The sequence below is a fragment of the Pseudarthrobacter sp. TE9888 genome (assembly GCF_056279345.1).
The window spans coordinates 678,035-697,307 of the sequence record NZ_JBWBRD010000002.1 but is presented as its reverse complement, the minus strand read 5'-3'; the positions used below and the strand labels follow the sequence as shown (position 1 = coordinate 697,307).

General features: G+C 67.4%; 18 protein-coding genes. 11 read left to right on the top strand and 7 right to left on the bottom strand.

Going from position 1 to position 19,273, the window contains the following annotated elements; all coding sequences use genetic code 11:
* Positions 1-48: 48 nt before the first annotated feature.
* The 3 genes from ACZ9J7_RS03885 to ACZ9J7_RS03875 are packed head-to-tail and all read left to right on the top strand — an operon-like array spanning position 49 to position 1,372.
* Entirely contained in the window at positions 49-525 is a 477-nt protein-coding gene (locus ACZ9J7_RS03885) for a DUF4244 domain-containing protein (RefSeq protein WP_476207168.1), read from the top strand.
* The gene (locus ACZ9J7_RS03880) at positions 522-1,016 is read left to right on the top strand and encodes a TadE family type IV pilus minor pilin (RefSeq protein WP_476207166.1); all 495 of its coding nucleotides are present in this window, start codon (positions 522-524) and stop codon (positions 1,014-1,016) included. The genes ACZ9J7_RS03885 and ACZ9J7_RS03880 overlap by 4 nt, the downstream gene beginning before the upstream one ends.
* Entirely contained in the window at positions 1,016-1,372 is a 357-nt protein-coding gene (locus ACZ9J7_RS03875) for an Rv3654c family TadE-like protein (protein ID WP_476207165.1), read from the top strand. Before ACZ9J7_RS03880 ends, ACZ9J7_RS03875 begins: the two co-directional genes overlap by 1 nt.
* A gap of 22 nt (positions 1,373-1,394) precedes the next feature.
* Here ACZ9J7_RS03875 and ACZ9J7_RS03870 read toward each other — a convergent pair whose 3' ends face one another.
* Together ACZ9J7_RS03870 and ACZ9J7_RS03865 are read right to left on the bottom strand one after the other, a co-directional pair.
* Positions 1,395-3,770 (bottom strand): DEAD/DEAH box helicase, encoded by a 2,376-nt coding sequence (locus ACZ9J7_RS03870; RefSeq protein WP_476207164.1) that lies wholly within the window; start codon positions 3,768-3,770, stop codon positions 1,395-1,397.
* Between the two features lie 85 nt (positions 3,771-3,855).
* Positions 3,856-4,548 carry a GNAT family N-acetyltransferase gene (locus tag ACZ9J7_RS03865; RefSeq protein WP_476207162.1) on the bottom strand — a complete coding sequence of 231 codons (693 nt, stop codon included), beginning with the start codon at positions 4,546-4,548 and terminating at the stop codon, positions 3,856-3,858.
* 134 nt (positions 4,549-4,682) lie between these two features.
* Between ACZ9J7_RS03865 and trhO the strand changes: the two genes are divergently transcribed.
* A complete protein-coding gene (trhO, locus tag ACZ9J7_RS03860; RefSeq protein ID WP_476207161.1) occupies positions 4,683-5,579 on the top strand; it encodes an oxygen-dependent tRNA uridine(34) hydroxylase TrhO in 897 nt (298 codons plus the stop codon).
* A gap of 51 nt (positions 5,580-5,630) precedes the next feature.
* Here trhO and ACZ9J7_RS03855 read toward each other — a convergent pair whose 3' ends face one another.
* A complete protein-coding gene (locus ACZ9J7_RS03855; RefSeq protein WP_476207159.1) occupies positions 5,631-6,194 on the bottom strand; it encodes a hypothetical protein in 564 nt (187 codons plus the stop codon).
* 49 nt (positions 6,195-6,243) lie between these two features.
* A complete protein-coding gene (locus tag ACZ9J7_RS03850; protein WP_476207158.1) occupies positions 6,244-6,717 on the bottom strand; it encodes a hypothetical protein in 474 nt (157 codons plus the stop codon).
* Positions 6,718-6,760: 43 nt separating this feature from the next.
* Here ACZ9J7_RS03850 and ACZ9J7_RS03845 point away from each other — a divergent pair, with 43 nt between their 5' ends.
* From ACZ9J7_RS03845 to proC, 5 genes are all read left to right on the top strand, one after another.
* Complete coding sequence (locus tag ACZ9J7_RS03845) at positions 6,761-8,410, top strand: DUF7059 domain-containing protein (protein WP_476207156.1); 1,650 nt, start codon at positions 6,761-6,763, stop codon at positions 8,408-8,410.
* A gap of 123 nt (positions 8,411-8,533) precedes the next feature.
* Positions 8,534-11,260, top strand: coding sequence for a type I DNA topoisomerase (topA, locus tag ACZ9J7_RS03840; protein ID WP_476207155.1), 2,727 nt, complete (start codon positions 8,534-8,536; stop codon positions 11,258-11,260).
* A 52-nt stretch (positions 11,261-11,312) separates the two neighbouring features.
* On the top strand, positions 11,313-11,732 hold the full coding sequence (locus tag ACZ9J7_RS03835; protein WP_141159392.1) for an SseB family protein: 420 nt from the start codon (positions 11,313-11,315) through the stop codon (positions 11,730-11,732).
* Positions 11,733-11,739: 7 nt separating this feature from the next.
* Positions 11,740-12,729 carry a Ppx/GppA phosphatase family protein gene (locus ACZ9J7_RS03830; protein WP_476207154.1) on the top strand — a complete coding sequence of 330 codons (990 nt, stop codon included), beginning with the start codon at positions 11,740-11,742 and terminating at the stop codon, positions 12,727-12,729.
* A 251-nt stretch (positions 12,730-12,980) separates the two neighbouring features.
* The gene (gene proC, locus ACZ9J7_RS03825) at positions 12,981-13,814 is read left to right on the top strand and encodes a pyrroline-5-carboxylate reductase (protein ID WP_476207152.1); all 834 of its coding nucleotides are present in this window, start codon (positions 12,981-12,983) and stop codon (positions 13,812-13,814) included.
* 8 nt (positions 13,815-13,822) lie between these two features.
* On the opposite strand, the gene ACZ9J7_RS03820 is transcribed toward proC, so the two are convergent.
* Together ACZ9J7_RS03820 and ACZ9J7_RS03815 are read right to left on the bottom strand one after the other, a co-directional pair.
* A complete protein-coding gene (locus ACZ9J7_RS03820; protein ID WP_026265713.1) occupies positions 13,823-14,509 on the bottom strand; it encodes a potassium channel family protein in 687 nt (228 codons plus the stop codon).
* Positions 14,502-15,935: a TrkH family potassium uptake protein gene (locus ACZ9J7_RS03815; RefSeq protein WP_476207149.1), complete on the bottom strand. Its 1,434-nt coding sequence runs from the start codon at positions 15,933-15,935 to the stop codon at positions 14,502-14,504. Before ACZ9J7_RS03815 ends, ACZ9J7_RS03820 begins: the two co-directional genes overlap by 8 nt.
* A 104-nt stretch (positions 15,936-16,039) precedes the next feature.
* Between ACZ9J7_RS03815 and ACZ9J7_RS03810 the strand changes: the two genes are divergently transcribed.
* Together ACZ9J7_RS03810 and ACZ9J7_RS03805 are read left to right on the top strand one after the other, a co-directional pair.
* On the top strand, positions 16,040-17,251 hold the full coding sequence (locus tag ACZ9J7_RS03810; protein WP_476207148.1) for an acetoin utilization protein AcuC: 1,212 nt from the start codon (positions 16,040-16,042) through the stop codon (positions 17,249-17,251).
* Between the two features lie 69 nt (positions 17,252-17,320).
* Positions 17,321-17,932 (top strand): ArsR/SmtB family transcription factor, encoded by a 612-nt coding sequence (locus tag ACZ9J7_RS03805; RefSeq protein WP_476207146.1) that lies wholly within the window; start codon positions 17,321-17,323, stop codon positions 17,930-17,932.
* Between the two features lie 3 nt (positions 17,933-17,935).
* Here the strand turns inward: ACZ9J7_RS03805 and ACZ9J7_RS03800 are convergent, their stop codons facing one another.
* Positions 17,936-19,273, bottom strand: a complete 1,338-nt coding sequence (locus ACZ9J7_RS03800; protein WP_476207144.1) for an alpha-hydroxy acid oxidase — start codon at positions 19,271-19,273, stop codon at positions 17,936-17,938.

Here is a 19,273-nt window from a genome sequence, read left to right as displayed (position 1 = left end):
GAGTCAGGAGCGCCGGAACACTGCCGGCATCATCGGAAAGGAAACCAGATGTCCATCAACTACTACTACCGCCGCAACTACTCCGCCGGAACATCCGCTGTGGCCGCTTCCCGGTACGCGCTAACGGGACGAACCGGCAGCCGTGGCCGCGCCTCCGGGAGGCCGTTCCCCTACGCCACCGGATCTGCGGCAGCCGCCTCAGTTCCCGTCGCATTCGATCCGCAGGCACCGGGAACGGGGTTGCCCTCTCGAGCAAACTCGTTGGCGTGGCCTGGCAACGTGGTGGAGCTCTATCCCGGAGCCGGAGCCGGAACCGGTACCAGACCCGGTACCGGAGTTGCTGTCACCAGGGTCCGGCGCAGCGTTCGGCTGTTGGGCTCCGAAGCCGGCATGGCCACGGCCGAATACGCCATCGCTACCCTGGCCGCCGTCGGATTCGCCGGGCTGTTGGTGTTCATCCTCCGCAGCGACGAGGTGCGTGGTTTTCTCCTCAACCTCATCCGCACGGCCTTGGCGCTGCCGTGACGCGTTCGGCAGGGGTACTGACGCCACGGAAGCCACCCGAAGCCGTGGCCTCCATGGCGGCCCGCGTCAACGGGGACCCTGAATCGGCCGACGGGACGGCGAACGCCCGGGGCACAGTAACGGCCGAGTTCGCAGTGGCGCTGCCTGCCGTGCTTGGACTGCTGGCCATTCTGCTGGCCGGGGCGGCCGCGGGCATGACGCAGCTTCGCATCGAAGAGGGAGCCCGGGCCGGTGCCAGGGCCCTGGCACGGGGCGAGGACCCCGCAATGGTGGAACGGACCGTCAGGACGCTCGCCGGCGGTTCGGCAACCGCGTCAGTCTCCGCCGACGCCGGGTGGTTCAATGTCACGGTCACCGACCGGGTCCCGGGCCCACTGGGTTCCTCGATTCCGTGGACCCTCACCGCCCGCGCTTCCACGCGCAGCGAGACTCCAGGGACCGGCGCTGGCGGCGTCGGCGAAGGCACGAGCGATGCCGGGGCCGTCAGGTGATGCAAAGCCCCGCGGATGGCCGTGAACGTGGCTCAGGGACGGTCCTTGCGGCCGGGCTGGCCCTGGTGGTCATCACGGCAATGGCTGTCATGCTGCTGCTTGCGCAGGCTGCGGTGCTCGCCGGCAGGGCCGCAACGGCAGCGGACCTCGCAGCCCTCGCCGGGGCGGACGCCCTCCGCGGCCTCACCACGGGGAACCCCTGCACGGTCGCGGCCGAAGTGGCAGCCCGCCATGCAGCGACGGTAGTGAGCTGCTCCGAGGGTTCGGGACAAACTGTTGAAGTGCTGACTGAGCTCGGCGAACGGCCGCTGCTGGGTGCCGCGACCGGACGGGCCCGGGCAGGTCCTCCGCCATAGGGATGGAGATCCCGTGCCGGGTTCAGCTCCGGGCTTCGAGATCCACCGGAGTGGGTTCAGTGGCGTCCTTGAGCAGCACGTCCAGGAGGGTAACCGCCGCCGCCTTGTCCAGCGGGTTGTTCTTGTTGCCGCATTTAGGGGACTGCACACAGGATGGGCAACCTGCTTCGCATTCGCAGGCCTTGATGGCATCGCGGGTCGCCGCCAGCCAGACCATGGCCTTGTCGAATCCCCGTTCGGCAAAGCCGGCTCCACCGGGGTGCCCGTCATAGACGAATATGGTGGGCACCCCGGTGTCGGCGTGCAGGGCAGTGGACACCCCGCCGATGTCCCACCGGTCGCTGGACGCCACCAGCGGCAGGAGTCCTATGGCGGCGTGCTCCGCAGCGTGCAGGGCCCCCGGGAACTGCGCCTCGATGAGGCCAGCGCCAGTCAGCGAACGGTTGTCGACTACGAACCACACGGCCTTGGTGAAGAGGTCGCGGGCACCCAATTCCAGCGGCTCCTCGCCCAGGACTTCATTGGAAATCAAGGCCTTGCGCTGGAAGGAGACAACCTGGGTGGTCACCTTCACGTCGCCGAAGTGGACGGTCACGTCCCCCCACTGCATGGTCCGCAGGGTCTCCAGGACTTCGATCTGCGTTACGTCCCGGGCGGTCGTGTAGTAGTCCGGGTTGGCCCGGCGGACCATGACGCAGTGGTCGTCCTCGTTCAGGTCCTCCACCACGTAGGTGTCGCCCTGGTGGACATACACCGCACCGGTGTGGGCCTGGTAGTGGGTCTGCGGCGAGTCCATGGTGCCAAGGAGGGATCCGGTCTCGGCGTCGACGATGCTCACGGGGCCGCCGCCGTCCGCCCGGAGGTTGACCATCGCCGCGGCACTTTGCGAGTGGGTCCAGAACCAGCCCGCGGGCCGCCGCCGAAGGTAGCCCTGGGCCACCAGCCGGTCCAGGAGCATTTCAGCGGTAGGCCCAAAGAGGTCCAGCTCGGCCGGGCCCAGCGGAAGTTCGGCCGCCGCCGCGCACAGGTGCGGCCCCAGAACGTAGGGGTTGGAGGGGTCGAAGACCGTTGCCTCCACCGACACGTCGAAGATGGCTTCGGGATGGTTTACCAGGAAGGTGTCCAGGGGGTCGTCGCTGGCCACAAAGGCGGCAATGGCGTCCTGGCCCGCCCGGCCGGCCCTGCCGATCTGCTGGAACAGCGATGCCCGCGTGCCCGGCCAGCCCGCCACCAGGACGGCATCAAGGCCCGAAATATCGATCCCGAGCTCCAATGCGGACGTGCTGGAAACGCCCAGCAGCTGGCCCGACCGCAGGGCTTTCTCCACGGCCCGGCGTTCCTCCGGCAGGTACCCCGAACGGTACGCGGCGACCCGTTGAGGCAGGCTCGGATCGACCTCGTCAAGGAGGCGCTTGGTGATGGCCGAGATGGTCTCTGCTCCGCGGCGGGACTTGATGAAGGCGATGGTGCGGATCCGGGCGGACACCAGGTTGGCCAGCAAGTCCGAGGTTTCCGCCACGGCTGTGCGCCGCTCCTTGGCTCCGTTCTCGCCCCTGACCTCGGTCAGTGCCGGCTCCCAGAATGCCACGGTGGTGGCGCCGTGGGGGGAGCAGTCGCGGGACACTGCTTTGACGGGCGCGCCGATGAGGCGGGAGAAGGAGGCATCGGGCTCGGAAGCGGTCGCTGAGGCGGCAATGAACACCGGTTCTGGGAATGCGGTCCCGGCGCCGTAGTAGGCGCAGATCCGGCGGAGGCGCCGCATCAGGTTGGCCACGTGCGAACCGAACACACCCCGGTAGCTGTGTGCTTCGTCCACGATGACGTAGCGGAGCCGGCGGAAGAAACCGGCCCACCACGCGTGGTTGGGGAGGATGCCAAAGTGCAGCATGTCGGGGTTGGCCAGGATGAAGTTGGCGTGGTCCCGGATCCACCGCCGGGCGGAGGAATCGGTGTCGCCATCGTAGGTTTCCGCCCGGACCGTGGGCAGCTTCAGGGCGCGGATGGCGTTCAGCTGGTCCGCCGCCAGCGCCTTGGTGGGGGAGAGGTAAAGGGTGACGGCGCCGTCGTCGTGGATCTTGCCCGGGTCCGCAAGTACGCGCAGCTCGGACCGGTGGATCGCATCCAGCGCCGGCAGCTGGTACGCCAGGGACTTGCCGGACGCAGTGCCGGTAGCCACCACAACGTGCTGGCCTGAATGCGCGGCATCAGCCGCGTCCACCTGGTGCCGGTACGGTTCGCGGATCCCCAGCGAGCCGTACGCCGCAGCAATATCCGGATGAACCCAATCAGGCCAGGGCGCGTGGACTGCCTCCCGCGCCGGTATGGTGCGGACATGACGCAGCTGCTCCGGTTCCGGGCCGCGGCCCAGCAAGGGAATCAGGGAGTCATGGGGGTTCACCCCACCATTCTTCCATTCGGCACCGGGCCCATGTCCCCGGTTCGCCGACGGGAAAACCGCAGGGCTGCCTCCGGCGGGAGCAGGGTCAGCTCAGCGAGAGGTCCGCTCCGTCATGGGACGCAGACAGCATCAGGACCCGCGCCACCGTGGTCCAGCCAAGATGCGAGTAGAGCTTCTGCCCATCCAATGAAGCCAGCAGCAGGCCGGTACGGACATCGTGCCCGAAGGCCTGGGCTGCCAACGCGCGCATGATGAAGCTGCCCAGGCCCCTGCGCTGGAACGCCGGCTCCGTGATGATTTTGTCGAACACGGCGGTGTCACCCACCACGAACACCCTGCCGCTGGCCGCGATGGCGTCCCCGGAGCGGACCTCCGCGTAGTGGACACCGTCCTGTTCGAAAGTGGACAGGTTCAGGTCGTCGTCGGAAAGCCAGGGGTCCTCAGCGTCCTGCGTCTCCATGTCCACAATCATCATGGTCTGCGAATCAGAGGTGACGTTCAGGCCTTGCCGGGCTGCCAGGGCCGCGTACCGGGAGGGATCGTTGGTGAGGATGGTCAGGACCCGGGCGGGGGATTCCGCCGTCCTGGCGGCGAGGGCGCCGAACTCATCGTCGGTGGGTTCGGACGCAAAGATCTCCCACTCCCCGCTGGTGTCAGCGCGGAGCGCGGCGGGAAATCGACCCTCCGTGGAGGTCCGGTAGCCGCGACATCCGGCCCAGCCGGCAACCCACACTTCGAGCAGGCCAGTGATGTCTTCAACCAGGGTTTCCGGGCTCATGGCAAGAACACTATTCCAGCCCGATCGGAAGCAACAGAGGGGGCGGCAGTGCTTATGCAATTGTGATCAGCGTCGGGCCCTGCCGGCCGGTGCCACGCCGGAGAGGGACAAACGCAGCCGGTACCCTTAAATACGTGGCTTTGAACAAGATTGTGCTCTTTTACGGTTTTACCCCCCTTGCAGACCCGGAGGCTGTCCGCCTTTGGCAGCGTGCCCTGTGCGAGAAGCTGGGACTGACCGGCCGCATCATCATTTCCAAGGACGGGATCAACGCCACCGTGGGCGGGGAAATCGGTGCAGTTAAGCAGTACGTCAAGACCACCCGGGAGTATGCCGGGTTCCGGGACATCGACGTCAAATGGTCCGATGGCGGCGCGGCGGACTTCCCGCGGCTCAGCGTGAAAGTGCGGGACGAGATCGTCTCCTTCGGCGCGCCCGGGGAACTCAAGGTCGACGCGGCGGGCGTGGTGGGCGGCGGGAAGCACCTGAAGCCGGAGCAGCTCCACGAACTCGTTGACGCCCGGAAGAAGGACGGCGAGGACGTGGTCTTCTTCGACGGCCGGAACGCCTTCGAGGCCCAGATCGGGCGGTTCAAGGACGCCGTGGTACCGGATGTCGCCACCACCCACGACTTCATCAAGGAGCTGGAATCCGGCAAGTACGACGACTTGAAGGACAAGCCGGTGGTGACCTACTGCACCGGTGGCATCCGCTGCGAGGTGCTGTCCAGCCTCATGGTGAACCGCGGCTTCAAAGAGGTGTACCAGCTGGACGGGGGGATTGTCCGGTATGGCGAGGCGTTCAAGGACCAGGGCCTCTGGGAAGGCTCGCTCTACGTCTTTGACAAGCGCATGCACCTGGAGTTCAGCGAGGACGCCAAGACCATTGGCCAGTGCGTCCGGTGTTCGGCGCCCACCAGCAAATTCGAGAACTGTTCCAACCCGAGCTGCCGCACCTTGACGCTGTACTGCGCCGATTGCGCCGCGAACCCGGAGACGCTCCGCTGCCCGGACGGCTGCGCCGCGGCCTGACCCGCCACCGGGCACGCCGCGGCCTGACCCCGGTTGCCGTGCCGGCAGGGCTCAGAGCCGTTCCACACGGAACGCATAGTCCGCTGCGGTCCGGGCCTCCACCCGGACCGTGAGCACGCTGTCCGTCGATACATAAATGACGTTTTGGCGGTTGACGCCGCACCGCAGGCCCAGATCCACCAAGGTAAGGGTCTCCGTGCTGACCGTGAAGGTCACCCGGCGCTGGCTGCGGCACGCGATGGCCAGCATGTAGGTTCCGGTTGCCAGCACCGGCGACCGGACGGTGCGGACTTCCGCGGCAGCGAGGAGTCCTGCCTCGGCCTGGACCACGGGGCCCGTGGTGCCCGGAAGCGCCCGCGATTGCCAGTCCCCCAGATCGGCCTCGCCGACCGGATCCTGCTGCAACGGGTCGCGGGTGAACGCCGGCGCCGGGGCAGCGGTCGTGGTGTCCTGCGCGCTGGAGGCCCGGCCGTCGTCGTACGTATATTCACAGCCAGCCAGGGCACCTGCCGCAAGCACAAGTCCAAGGGCGACGGCGGCGGCCGGCTTCAGCGCCAGCGGCGCCCGTGCTGTCCCTTCCGGAAGGGGCGTGGAGAATCCCCGCACGCTGGGCATAGTCCGACTTTAAGCCCCCGCCGGGCAGCAGGCCAGAGCCGGAACGGCGTTATTGCGCCGGTGCCAGCTGGTAGGCGTAAAGCAGCGGAGCGTCCACGCTGGAGCTGCTGATTTCGACCCGGCCCGCGGCGGGCAGGTTGATCCGGGTGGCCTCCTGCCGGCCGTTGCAGGCGGCACCGGCTTCGGCTACGGCCTTGCCGTCCAGGGACACGGCGAAGAAGGCCTTGCCGGTGCCGTCGCACACCGCCGTGAGCGTGTAGCTGCCCGCGGGAACCCTGGCGGCCTCCTGCACAATGCGGTCCCGGTTGAGGATCTTGCCGGAATCCTGGAGAACAACAACAGCCGGGGACGACGGCATCGCTGTGGCCCGCCACTTCGATACATCTGCGTTTTCCACCGGATTCGACGGTGAACACCCTGCCACGGCAAGGCAGAGGCCAGCGGCAACCACTGCCCCCGGCAGCGAACGGCGTGCAGCGGCGGCCATGCGGGCGCGCGGAAGGAAGGCAGAGCGGGAAGGCATGGGACCACCGTACCCCGCACCCACCCCGGACTAAACTTGAGCGGTGCCTGCATCCCCTTATGAGTTCACCGCCGGAAACACTCCCGACGCTCCCCGCAGCGACCTCCCCGCGTTGCTGTCCGCGCTCGCCGCCGACCTGCGCGGGCTGGACTACACGCTCGACGGCGTGGCCCAGCTGCTGGGCCCTGAGGCCTCGGCGGCGCTGAACCGGGACCAGATCATCCCCGCGGTCCTCGCAGTTGAGCAGGCGGTGCGGGCCGACGCCGGCGCTGTGCCGCTCGCCGCCGTCGTCCGCCTTTGGCTCCTCGCCGAACCCCAGGAAAAGGAAATGCTCGACGCCGCACTGCCGGGCACCGGTGCCGACGGCCTCCTCGAACTGGGGCTGGTGCAGCCGGTCCCCGGCTCCGGCATGCTCACCGCGAAAGCCGACCTGCGGCCGTACGGTTGGGACAAGAACGACGACGGCAGCGGCGGCGCGGAGCTGTGGGTGGCCAGCGACCTCGCCGCCCACCAGCAGGCCGGCGTGCTCCGGCACGACCACGTCCTGGGCATCGGCCAGGCATCCACCACCCTGGTGCAGACCACTATCCGCCGCCACACCGGGCGTGCCCTGGACCTCGGGACGGGCTGCGGCATCCAGGCCTTCCACCTGCTGCACCATTGCCAGCATGTCACCGCCACCGACATCTCCGAACGCGCCCTGGCCTACGCCCGGTTCAACATCCTCCTCAATGCCGAGGCGCTCTCCGTGGACCCTGACCGCCTCGAAGACAGGGTCAGCCTGCGCCTGGGTTCACTCCTGGAGCCGGTGGCCGGTGAAGAATTCGGCCTGGTCGTCTCCAACCCGCCGTTCGTGATCACCCCGCGCAGTGCCGGCGAGGACGCGGCTGACCAGTTCACCTACCGCGACGGCGGCCTGCCGGGCGACGGGATCGTGGCCTCCCTGGTGGCGGACCTGCCCGGCGTTTTGGCACCCGGCGGGTGGGCCCAGATGCTGGGCAACTGGGAAGTCACCGCCGGCAGCAGCTGGGAAGAGCGGCCAAAGTCCTGGGTGCGGCAGGATACGGACGCCTGGTTCATCCAGCGGGAACTGGTCAGCCCGGAACAATACGCCGAAACCTGGCTCCGCGACGCCTCCGAATCCCGCGACCGGCAGCACTACCGGGACGCGTACGCCGCCTACCTGGCCGATTTCGGATCCCGGGATGTTGCCGGCATCGGCTTCGGCATGGTCTGGCTCCGCCGCCCCGCTGACGGCCGCGCTGCCGCCATCAGCCGCTTCGAGGAAATCACCTACTCCATCGAGCAGCCCATCGGCCCCCACCTGGGTGCCGCCGTCGAACGCGCCGACTGGCTCGCCGCCCATGACCTTGCGGCCACGCACCTGCTCGTGGCGGAGGACGTCACCGAGGAGCGCCACCAGCGCCCGGGCGCCGAACACCCCGGCGTGATCCTGCTCCGGCAGGGCGCCGGGCTGCGCCGTACCAATTTGATGAGTACCGAGCTGGCCGGCTTTGTGTCCGCGTGCGACGGCGACCTCACCGCCGGTCAGATCGCCGGCGCTTTGGAGGCCCTCCTGGGCGGCGGGGAGGGGTTCGACGCCGGGACTTTCCAGGGTGCGCTGCTCGCCGACGTGGCCAACCTGGTCCGGGACGGCTTCCTGCTTCCGGCCGGAAATCCCGCCCTGGAGTAGGCCCCCTCAAGCCCTCAACGGAGCCCCGTCTTTTCCACATGAATGCGCACGATTGCCCAAAATATGGTGAACTAGGCGAACATGGGCTCATCTGCCCCAGCAACCTTTTTCTGTAGGAGCACCGTGCCAAGCAAGGCCAAAACCGGCAAGAAACTCGTGATTGTGGAGTCTCCGGCCAAGAGCAAGACCATCGCCAAGTACCTCGGCGAGGGCTTCATCGTAGAGGCCTCCATCGGTCACATCCGCGACCTGCCGCAGCCGTCCGAACTCCCCGCCGAGCTGAAGAAAACCTCCGTCGGGAAGTTCGCCGTCGACATTGACCACGACTTCAAGCCGTACTACGTGGTGTCCCCGGACAAGAAGAAAAAGGTCACCGAGCTCAAGGCCGCCCTCAAGGATGCCGACGAACTCTATCTCGCAACCGATGGGGACCGCGAAGGCGAAGCCATCGCGTGGCACCTGCTCGAGGTGCTCAAGCCCAAGGTCCCCGTATACCGGATGACGTTCGGCGAAATCACCAAGGAAGCCATCCAGCGCGCCATGGGCAACCTGCGCGACGTGGACCAGGACCTGGTGGACGCCCAGGAAACCCGCCGCGTGCTGGACCGGCTCTACGGCTACGAAATCTCGCCCGTCCTGTGGCGCAAGGTTGCCCGCGGCCTCTCCGCCGGCCGCGTGCAGTCGGTGGTCACCCGCATGGTGGTGGACCGCGAACGCGAACGCATGGCCTTCAAGGCCGCGTCCTACTGGGACCTGACCGGCCAGTTCGGCGCGGATTCGGGCTCCTTCAAGGCCAAGCTTGCCGCCGTGGACGGCGCCAAGGTGGCCACGGGCCGCGACTTCAACGACAACGGCGAGCTCACTTCCCGGAACGTGGCCCACCTCAATGAGGAACTGGCGACCTCCCTGGCTGCCGGACTGCAGAACGCCGACTTCCGGGTCCGCTCGGTGGACACCAAGCCGTACACGCGCCGCCCCGCTGCGCCGTTCACCACCTCAACGCTGCAGCAGGAGGCTGGCCGCAAGCTGCGTTTCTCCTCCAAGAGCACCATGCAGATCGCCCAGCGGCTGTATGAAAACGGCTACATCACCTATATGCGTACGGACTCCTCCGCGCTGAGCGACGAGGCCGTCACGGCGGCCCGCCGCCAGGCCTCCGAACTGTACGGCCCCGAGTACATTCCGCAGTCGCCGCGCGTCTACTCCAACAAGGCCGCCAACGCACAGGAAGCACACGAGGCCATCCGCCCCGCCGGTGACTCCTTCCGCACCCCTGCCCAGGTGGCGAAGCAGCTCTCCGGCGACGAGTTCCGCCTGTACGAACTCATCTGGAAGCGTACGGTCGCCTCCCAGATGGGCGACGCCAAGGGCTCGACCGCCACCATCCGCCTCGGCGCGGTGTCCGCCGACGGCCGGGACGCAGAGTTCTCCGCCTCCGGCACCGTGATCACGTTCCCCGGCTTCCTCGCCGCCTACGAGGAAGGCAAGGACGAGACCCGCGGCGACGACGACTCCGACGAAGCCCGGCGGCTGCCCAACGTGGCCAAGGACGACTCGCTCACGGCTTCTGACATCCAGGCCGTGGGCCACGAGACCTCCCCGCCGCCGCGCTACACGGAAGCCTCGCTGACCGCGGAGCTGGAGAAGAAGGGCATCGGCCGCCCGTCCACGTACGCCTCCACCATCTCCACGATCCAGGACCGCGGCTACGTCCGGAAGCAGGGCTCGGCCCTGGTGCCCAGCTGGATCGCCTTCTCCGTGATCCGGCTCCTGGAACAGCACTTCTCCGATTACGTGGATTACGAGTTCACCGCCGACATGGAAGGCGACCTGGACAAGATCGCCAACGGCCAGGAAGCCGGCGCCTCCTGGCTGCGTCACTTCTACTTCGGCGAGGATTCCGATCCGGGCCTGCTGAGCATCGTCAACAACCTGGGTGAGATCGATGCCCGGGAAATCAACTCCATCCCGATCACCGACGAGATCACGCTCCGGGTGGGCAAGTTCGGCCCTTACCTGGAAAGCTCTGCCGCCGTGGTGGACCCGAAGACGGGCGAGATCGTCGAATCGGCGCGTGCCAACGTCCCCGAGGACCTGGCCCCGGACGAACTGACCGCGGCCAAGGCCATCGAACTGATGGAGACGGCGGCGCCCGAGGAACGCGTGCTCGGCGCGGATCCGCACACCGGACACACCGTGGTGGCCAAGAATGGCCGCTACGGCGCCTACGTCACCGAGATCATCCCGGAAATGACCGACGAGGAACTGGCCAACCAGCCGGTGGAGTACTACAAGAACGGCAAGCCCAAGCCGCCGAAAAAGCCGGTCAAGGCCAAGCCGCGCACGGGTTCGCTCTTCAAGTCCATGACGGTTGAATCCGTCACCCTGGACGAGGCGCTGCAGCTCATGAGCCTGCCCCGGGCACTGGGGGAGGACGCGGAGGGCAACCTCATCACGGTCCAGAACGGCCGGTTCGGCCCCTACCTCAAGAAGGGGACTGACTCACGCTCCATCGGCTCCGAAGAGGAAATCTTCACGATCACCCTGGAACAGGCGCTGGAGATCTACTCGCAGCCCAAGCAGCGCGGCGCCCGTGCCGCGGTGCCGCCGCTGGCCGAGTTCGGCCCGGACCCGGTGTCCGAGAAGAACATCGTGGTGAAGGAAGGCCGGTTTGGCCCCTACATCACGGACGGCATCACCAACATCACGGTTCCCCGTGCCACCTCCCTCGAGGAACTCACGCGGGAACAGGCCGTGGAACTGCTCGCCGAGAAGCGCGCCAAGGGACCGGTCAAGCGGACCACCACCCGCAAGGCTCCGGCCAAGAAAAAGGCCACGGCCAAGAAGTAACCAAGTGGCCGGCGCGTTTGCGCCGGCCACAGTATCGTGATCGGCTAGGGGAATGACTGAACAGCCCGCGCACACGGACCTCCAGCCGCTCAACGACCTCGAGGAGAAGCTCGCCACCGGTGGCCAGCCGGACGCAGACCCTGTGGACGTCATCCTGTCGTTCCTCAACAGCGAGGTCTACATCATCAGCTCGGACACGGTGGAGGGCGTCGACTCCCAGGTGGAGCCCCTGGTTTTGGCCAATGCCGACGGCGACCCCGTCCTGGCCGTCTTCTCGCACCCCAGCAGGGTGGACCAGCAGTACCTGGAAGCCGCTCCGAACGTCCTGGGCACGCAGGGCGCTGCCATCATCGCCAACATCGGCGACGAACTGGGCATGGTGATCAACCCGGGCGCGGCCTACGGTTTCGAGATCAACCCCGAGGGTGTTGCCAACATCAGGCGCGACTTCAAGCGCGCCGACGAGCAATAATGTCCCCATGCGTCTAGGCGTCCTCGATATCGGGTCCAACACTGTCCACCTGCTCCTGGTGGATGCCCACCCGGGCGCCCAGCCGGTCCCGTTCGCTTCCCACAAACGGCCGCTGTCCCTGGTCCAATACCTTGAACCGGACGGCAGCATCAGCGATGAGGGCCAGCGGGAGCTCACGGAATTTGTGCTGGAAGCCTGGGAATTCGCGGCCCGGCACAAGGCAGAGGACCTCCTGGCTTTCTGTACCTCAGCGATCCGGGAGGCCACCAACGGGCCCGCCGTCCTGGCCAGGGTCAAGCACGAGACCACGGTGACCCTGCAGGAACTGAGCGGCAGCGAAGAGGCGTCCATGACGTTCTTCGCGGTCAGGCGCTGGCACGGGTGGGGCGCCGGGCCCATCCTGAACCTGGACATCGGCGGCGGCTCCTTCGAAATGGCGTTTGGCCAGGACGAACTTCCCGAGGTGGCGACTTCCGTGCCACTGGGCGCCAGCCGGCTAACCCGGGACTGGCTGCCCGAGGACCCGCCGACCGCTAAGAGCGTCAAGGAACTGCGGCGCTATATCAGGGCCACCCTCAAGCCTGCCGTCCGCGAATTCGACGGCCTGGGCCGGGCCAACGTGGTGGCCGGCACCTCCAAGACGTTCCGGTCCCTGGCCCGGATCGCCGGTGCCGCACCCAGTGCGGAAGGACCCTACGTCAAGAGGGAACTGCACGCCTCGGACCTGGGAATCTGGACGCAGCGGATCTCGGCCATGAGTTCGGAAGACCGCCTGCACCTTCCCGGAGTCTCCGAGGCCAGGGCACGCCAGGTCCTTGCGGGCGCGTTGGTGGCCGAGGCAGCCCTGGAGATGTTCAAGTTCAAGAAGCTCCGCATCTGCCCGTGGGCGCTGCGTGAAGGGCTGATCCTGCGGCGCCTTGACCAATTGGTCTTTGACGGACCCCTGGAGCCGGCACCCCACGTGGCTGGCTCCCGCACCGTGGAGGCAACTGTCTAGCCCTTGACGCACCCTTGACGCCGGGGCGCCAAAGGAGCTGGCCGTTAAACGCGGAAGCACCGGGGCCGGCAACAGGAAAATGGGGGAAAACCTGTTGCCGTGCCACCGGTGCCCTGGCAAACATCCCCATGCCTGCCGCATCACTCGCACCCTCAATGAGGTAATAACTACGTTAGGACGCCAAGTTGTGTGCTGCCTGCGCTGAGGATGGGAGTTGCCTGTGAATGCCTGCGAACTGTAATGATGGAGGCATGAGCAACCGAATCGCATTCCTTGGCTGTGGATCCATGAACGAAGCCATTCTTGGCGGCCTGCTGGAGGCAGGGAAGGACCCGGGGGATGTGGTTGCCACCGTCCGCCGCGCGGAACGCGCCTCGGAGCTGGCCGAGCGCTACCAGGGGATCACCGCCATTGCCGGTGAGGAAGAACCGGACAACAACAAGCAGGCCGCCAAGGGGTCCGCCGTCGTCATCCTCGGCGTCAAGCCGGTGGGCATCGCGGACCTGGCGAAGGAAATCAGCCCCGCCCTGTCACCGGAAACCGTGGTGGTCAGCGTGGCCGCGGCCGTGTCCATCGCCCAACTGGAAGCCGCACTCCCTGCGGGGCAGCCGGTAATCCGCACCATGCCCAACACTCCCGCCAAGCTGGGCCGCGGCGTCGTGTCCGTCTCGCCGGGCACGCACTGCAGTCCTGAACAGCTCCAAATGGTCAAAGACCTCCTGCAGGGTGCCGGAACCGTCGTGGAAGTCCCCGAAGGGCAGGTGGACGCGCTCTCGGCCATCAGCGGCTCCGGTCCCGCCTACGCCTTCTATCTGGCCGAGGCCATGGCCGCGGCAGGGGAGGAACTGGGCCTGGACCGCGAGCTTTCCCTCCTGCTGGCCCGCGAAACCGTGGCCGGTGCCGGCCTCATGCTGGCCGAACCCGGCGCCGACCCCGCAGCCCTGCGCAAGGCCGTCACGAGCCCCAACGGCACCACAGAACGCGCCATCGCCACCTTCGACGAACAGGGCATCCCGGCAATCATCGCCGCCGGCGCACGCGCGGCAGCCGACCGGGCAGCGGAAATCACCAAGCAGCTCGGCTAGCGGACGGACTAAGGCCGGGCGGCGAACCGCTCCAGCAGGTCCACGTGGCCGGAGACAATGAGCATGTCCCGGGAGGACACCTTGGTCTCGGGCCGGGCGTACGTGAAATCTTCACCCGGGGACTTCACTCCCACAATGGTCACCCCGTACTTGGAGCGGACCTTTGACTCGTCCAGGGTGAAGCCCACGGTTTCACGCGGCGGGTACATTTTCACGATGGCGAAGTCGTCGTCGAACTCGATGAAGTCGAGCATCCGGCCGGACACCAGGTGCGCGGCGCGGACTCCGGCGTCGGCCTCGGGGTAGATGACGTGGTTCGCGCCGATCCGGGTCAGGATCTTGCCATGCGACGGGGTGATTGCCTTGACCCAGAGGTGCTCGATGCCCAGGTCCACCAGGTTCACGGTGATCAGTACCGAGGACTCGATGGAGGTGCCCACACCCACGACGGCGGAGCTGAACTCCTGGGCGCCGAGCTGGCGGAGGGCATCAATATTGGTGGCGTCGGCCTCCACCACGTGGGTCAGGAGGGGTGCCCATTTCTGCACCAGGTTCCGGTCCCGTTCGATGGCGAGCACTTCCCGGCCCTGCTTGACCAGCTGCTCCGCGGTGGATGATCCAAAGCGGCCCAGCCCGATCACCAGGACCGGAGCGTTGTGGGCGGGGCGCCGGGGGGCGTCTGTGGAACTAGCCAATGATCGGCCTCTCTTCGGGGTAGTGGTACAGCTGGCTGCGCTGGCGCAGGGCCAGGGCAGCGGCGAGGGTAACGGTGCCCACGCGGCCGGCGAACATCAGGGCCGTGAGGACGTAGACGCCCTCGGGGGGCACCTCGGCGCTGAGGCCGGTGCTCAGGCCAACCGTGGCGAAGGCCGAGATCGTCTCGAACAGCACCCGGTCCAGTGATGCGCCGCTGAACTGCAGGAGCAGGAACGCGGAGACGGAAACCAGGGTGGCGCCGGCAACGATCACGGATATGGCCACCCGCATGGTGCCCTGCGGAATGGTCCGGCCGTACACCTTCACGTCGGCATCGCCGCGGGCCTCGGCAACGATGGCCAGGAACATCACGGCGATGGTGGTCACCTTGATGCCGCCCGCCGTCGACGCCGACCCGCCGCCGGCGAACATCAGCGCGTCGGTCAGCAGCTTGGTGGTGGATTCCATGTGGTTCTGGTCCACCAGGTTGAATCCACCCGACCGCGTCATGACCGATGCAAACAGGGAGTGGGTGATCTTGTCACCGAGGCCCATCGGCCCGATGGTCCGGGCGTTGTCCCACTCCATGAGGGCCCACAGGAACGTGCCCGCGGCGAGCAGGATGAGTGAGACCTGGATGGTGAGCTTCGTGTGGAGGTTCCATTTCTTCCAGTTCAGCCCGTTCTGCTGCAGCACCATCACCACGGGAAAGCCCAGGCTTCCCAGGAAGACGCCCACCATCAGGGGGATGAGGATCCACAGGTCCGTTTCGTAGGGCACGATGCCGTCCGAATGAGGGGTGAAACCGGCGTTGTTGAACGATGAAATGGCGTAGAAGATGCCGTGCCAGACAGACTGCCAGAACGGCTCGCCCAAAATAAGGAAGCGCGGGACCAAGGTCAGCGCCAGGATGCCTTCGATGACCACTGAGGTCGTGATGACGATCCGCAGCAGGGTGCCCACTTCGCCCAGGCGGCCCGCGTTGTTCATGGACTCCGCGGCGATGATCTTGCCGCGCACCCCCAGCCGCTTGCTCACCATGAGGGCGAGCAGCGAGGCGAGGGTCAACGTGCCCAAGCCGCCGATGAAGATGCCCACCAGGATCACCAGCTGGCCGAAGAAAGACCAGTGGACCGCCGTCGATACCACCGTGAGTCCCGTGACGCAGACGGCCGAGACCGCCGTGAACAGCGCCTGGTGGATGGGGGTGGGGGTTCCGTCGGCGGCAGAGACCGGCAGGGTGAGCAGGAAAGTAAAGAGTGTGCAGACGGCGGCGAACGCAGTCAGAGCCAGCCGTGCGGGGGAGGTATTGGCGATGTCGTCAATGAAGTCGCGCAGCCGGGTGAAGATCCAGAGGCCCTCCCGGTCCTGCGCCGGGGGGTGCCAGGGGGCCGGCGTCCGGGGCCTCGACTGGCTTTGCGTCATGTGTGGCTTTTCCTCGGTTGAAACGGCTTCCTTCAGTAGTAAACCACTAAAGCCCGCGTCATGGCCGGGCCGGCGGCGGCGCAGGCTCGGGTAGCCTGTGATTGATGACATACCTGCCCGGACTCCGCCAGCCCGCGCCGCCAACGATGGTGGCGTGGAGTCCTGACATGACAGCCTACAACTTCGGCCCCGGCCACCCCATGGCACCGGAGCGAATGGACCTTACGGCGCGCCTCTCACGCAGCCTGGGGCTCTTCGACCTGGACCATGTTGACCTCGCGGCGCCGGAGGTGGCATCCGACGCGGAGCTGGAGTCCGTCCACTCGGCCGACTACGTGGCAGCCGTCCGCAGGGTCAGTGCGGACCCAACCCGGCCCGACGAATCACGCGGGCTGGGAACCGAGGACGACCCCGCGTTTGCCGGCATGCACGAGGCCGCGGCCCGCCTGGCCGGCGGCTCGCTGCTGGCCGCCCAGCGCCTGCTGGAAGGATCGGCCCTGCATGCGGTGAACTTCGGTGGCGGCATGCACCACGCGGCCCGGGAGCGCGCCAGCGGATTCTGCATCTACAACGACGCCGCCCTTGCCGTGCAAAAGCTGCTTGACGGCGGCGTGGGCAAGGTGGCCTACATCGACGTCGACGCCCACCACGGGGACGGCACGCAGAACATCTTCTGGGACGAACCGCGGGTCCTCACGATCTCGCTGCACGAGACGGGGCTGACCCTCTTCCCGGGGACCGGGTTCGCCAACGAAACCGGCGGTCCGGCCGCGGAAGGGACGGCCGTGAACGTCGCCCTGCCGGCCGGTACCTCCGATGCCGGCTGGCTGCGCGCCTTCTACGCCGTGGTGCCCCAGCTGGTGGGGGCCTTCGAACCGGAAGTGATCGTCAGCCAGCACGGATGCGATTCGCACCGCAACGACCCCCTCACGCACCTCAACCTCAGCGTGGACGGGCAACGCGAGGCGGCCAGCGCCGTCGGGAATCTGGCCGAGCGCTACTGCGGCGGACGCTGGATTGCCACCGGCGGCGGAGGCTACAACGTTCTGGATGTGGTGCCGCGGGCCTGGAGCCACCTGGTGGCCATCGCGGCGGGACGTCCCGTGCCACTGCGGACCCCTGTGCCGGCGGACTGGCGGCAGTACGTAATGGAGAAGTTCGGCAGGGAGGCGCCCAGCCTCATGGGGGACGACGTGGAGCTCTGGTGGCGGTCCTGGGAAGTGGGCTTCGACCCCAATGACGCGGTGGACCGCACCGTCATGGCCACCCGCAGGGCAGTGTTCCCGCTGCACGGGCTGGACCCCTGGTTCGACTAGTCCGTCCGGAAACCTGTGCCGCCGAAATAGTTGATGCCTTGAGACGTATATGTCGCTAGGGTGGGAGGCATGGTGACAGACGACGTATTTGCCGTCATAGCGGAATCCACCCGGCGGGATATCCTGGTGGCGCTTCGGGCAGGCGACAAAGCCGTGGGGGAACTGGTGGAGGAACTGGCGGCGAGCCAGCCCACCATTTCCAAGCACCTGAAAGTCCTCCGTGAAGCACAGCTGGTCAGCATGCGCGCGCAGGGCCAGAAGCGCTACTACGCCCTGAACCGGGGCCCTTTGGAGGGCATCGCCAGCTGGCTGGAGACATTCGACGTCGGCACTGGCGGCAGCAGCGCAGCCTCACCGGAGGGACCCGGCCGGGTGGCCGCCGGCCAGCCGGTCCCGGCCCACCTGCAGGAAAGCGTCGCGGCAGCGGTGGCCCCGCTGCCGCAGGCCGCCAGGGCTGCCGGGCCTTCGCAGCCGGCCCGGGAGGACATTCCTGCGCCCGTCCTGGTGAGGGAAGGCGCAGAGCTGAGCCCCGCCGTCGTCATTCCCGGCGGTACGGCCGCCCCGTTGAGCGACGACACCGTGCCGCAGCAAATCGGCCGGACCGTTGGCCGCGCCGCCACCAAGGCAGCCGACCTGCTGGCCAACCTCCCCACCCTGCCGAAATTCGGGCGCAAGAAGTAGGACTTAACGGGGCAGCAGCCGCACGTGGTCCGGGGTGAGCTCGGAAATCCGGCTGACACCCAGCAGCGCCATGGTGCGGGCCATGTCCTTTTCAAGGATCTGCAGGGTCCGGTCCACACCCGCGCGTCCGCCTGCCATCAGCCCGTAGAGGTACGCGCGGCCGATCAACGTGAAGTCGGCGCCCAGTGCCAGTGCCGCCACGATGTCCGCGCCGCTCATGATGCCGGTGTCCAGCATGATGGCGGCATCACTGTTGTCAGCGGTGAAGGCCTGCCTGACCTCGGGGAGCAGGTGGAACGGGATGGGGGCCCGGTCCAGCTGGCGGCCGCCGTGGTTGGACAGGACCACGCCGTCGGCGCCGTGGTCCACCACGCGGCGGGCATCCTCGACGGTCTGGATGCCCTTAACCACCAGCTTGCCCTTCCAGGTTTCGCGCAGCCAGTCCAGGTCCCCGAACGTCAGCGTTGGGTCGAACATGGAGTTGATGAGGTCCGCGACAGTGCCGGTATAGCGGGACAGCGAGGCGAACGTCAGGGGCTCGTGGGTGAGGAAGTTGACCCACCAGGCGGGCCTGTAGGAGGCGTCCAGCACGGTTTTGAGGGTCAGTGCAGGCGGGATGGTCATGCCGTTCCGGACGTCGCGGAGGCGCGCGCCTGCCACGGCGGTGTCCACGGTGACCATGAGGGTGTCGTTGCCGGCTTTGGCGGCACGCTCGATCAGTTCCAGCGAGCGGTCCCGGTCCGTCCACAGGTACAGCTGGAACCAGTTCCTGCCGTTCGGGGCGGCGTCGGCCACATCCTCGATCGAGGCGGTGCCCATGGTGGACAGCGTGTAGGGGATGCCGGCGGCTTCGGCCGCCTGCGATCCGGCGTACTCGCCCTCGGACTGCATCATCCGGGTGAAGCCGGTGGGGGCGATGCCGACGGGGAGACGGGACGGCTTGCCCAGGATGTCGGTGCCGAGGTCGATGCTGGAGACGTTCCGGAGGATGCCGGGCCGGAACTCGATGTCCAGGAACGCCTGGCGGGCGCGGCGGAGGGTGATCTCCTCCTCCGCGGCGCCATCCGTGTAGTCAAACGGCGCCTTGGGGGTGCGCCGTTTGGCGATGTCGCGGAGCTCCCAGATGGTGCTGGCCCGCTGCAGCCGGGCCGCCTTGCTGAATTCCGGCTTCTTGAACTGCATCAGGGGCGCCAGGTCCGAGTACTTGGGGACGCGCCGCTTGAGGGCGGCAGGCAGGGCGGACGTCGACGGAGCCCTGGCAGGTGCCGGTGCTGCGGGAATGTCCGTGGCATCCGGCGCCGGGGTGGCTTCCGGATTGTTGGGCTGAATGGTGTGGGTCAT

What these genes read in the sequence shown, in the direction of transcription:
- ACZ9J7_RS03865 (WP_476207162.1), bottom strand. Translation starts at nt 4,548, where the DNA reads ATGAGCCCGGAAACCCTGGTTGAAGACATCACTGGCCTGCTCGAAGTG.
- ACZ9J7_RS03850 (WP_476207158.1), bottom strand. Translation starts at nt 6,717, where the DNA reads ATGCCTTCCCGCTCTGCCTTCCTTCCGCGCGCCCGCATGGCCGCCGCT.
- ACZ9J7_RS03855 (WP_476207159.1), bottom strand. Translation starts at nt 6,194, where the DNA reads ATGCCCAGCGTGCGGGGATTCTCCACGCCCCTTCCGGAAGGGACAGCA.
- ACZ9J7_RS03830 (WP_476207154.1), top strand. Translation starts at nt 11,740, where the DNA reads ATGCGTCTAGGCGTCCTCGATATCGGGTCCAACACTGTCCACCTGCTC.
- ACZ9J7_RS03810 (WP_476207148.1), top strand. Translation starts at nt 16,040, where the DNA reads ATGACATACCTGCCCGGACTCCGCCAGCCCGCGCCGCCAACGATGGTG.
- proC (WP_476207152.1), top strand. Translation starts at nt 12,981, where the DNA reads ATGAGCAACCGAATCGCATTCCTTGGCTGTGGATCCATGAACGAAGCC.
- ACZ9J7_RS03835 (WP_141159392.1), top strand. Translation starts at nt 11,313, where the DNA reads ATGACTGAACAGCCCGCGCACACGGACCTCCAGCCGCTCAACGACCTC.
- ACZ9J7_RS03805 (WP_476207146.1), top strand. Translation starts at nt 17,321, where the DNA reads ATGGTGACAGACGACGTATTTGCCGTCATAGCGGAATCCACCCGGCGG.
- ACZ9J7_RS03815 (WP_476207149.1), bottom strand. Translation starts at nt 15,935, where the DNA reads ATGACGCAAAGCCAGTCGAGGCCCCGGACGCCGGCCCCCTGGCACCCC.
- ACZ9J7_RS03800 (WP_476207144.1), bottom strand. Translation starts at nt 19,273, where the DNA reads ATGACCCACACCATTCAGCCCAACAATCCGGAAGCCACCCCGGCGCCG.
- ACZ9J7_RS03885 (WP_476207168.1), top strand. Translation starts at nt 49, where the DNA reads ATGTCCATCAACTACTACTACCGCCGCAACTACTCCGCCGGAACATCC.
- ACZ9J7_RS03875 (WP_476207165.1), top strand. Translation starts at nt 1,016, where the DNA reads ATGCAAAGCCCCGCGGATGGCCGTGAACGTGGCTCAGGGACGGTCCTT.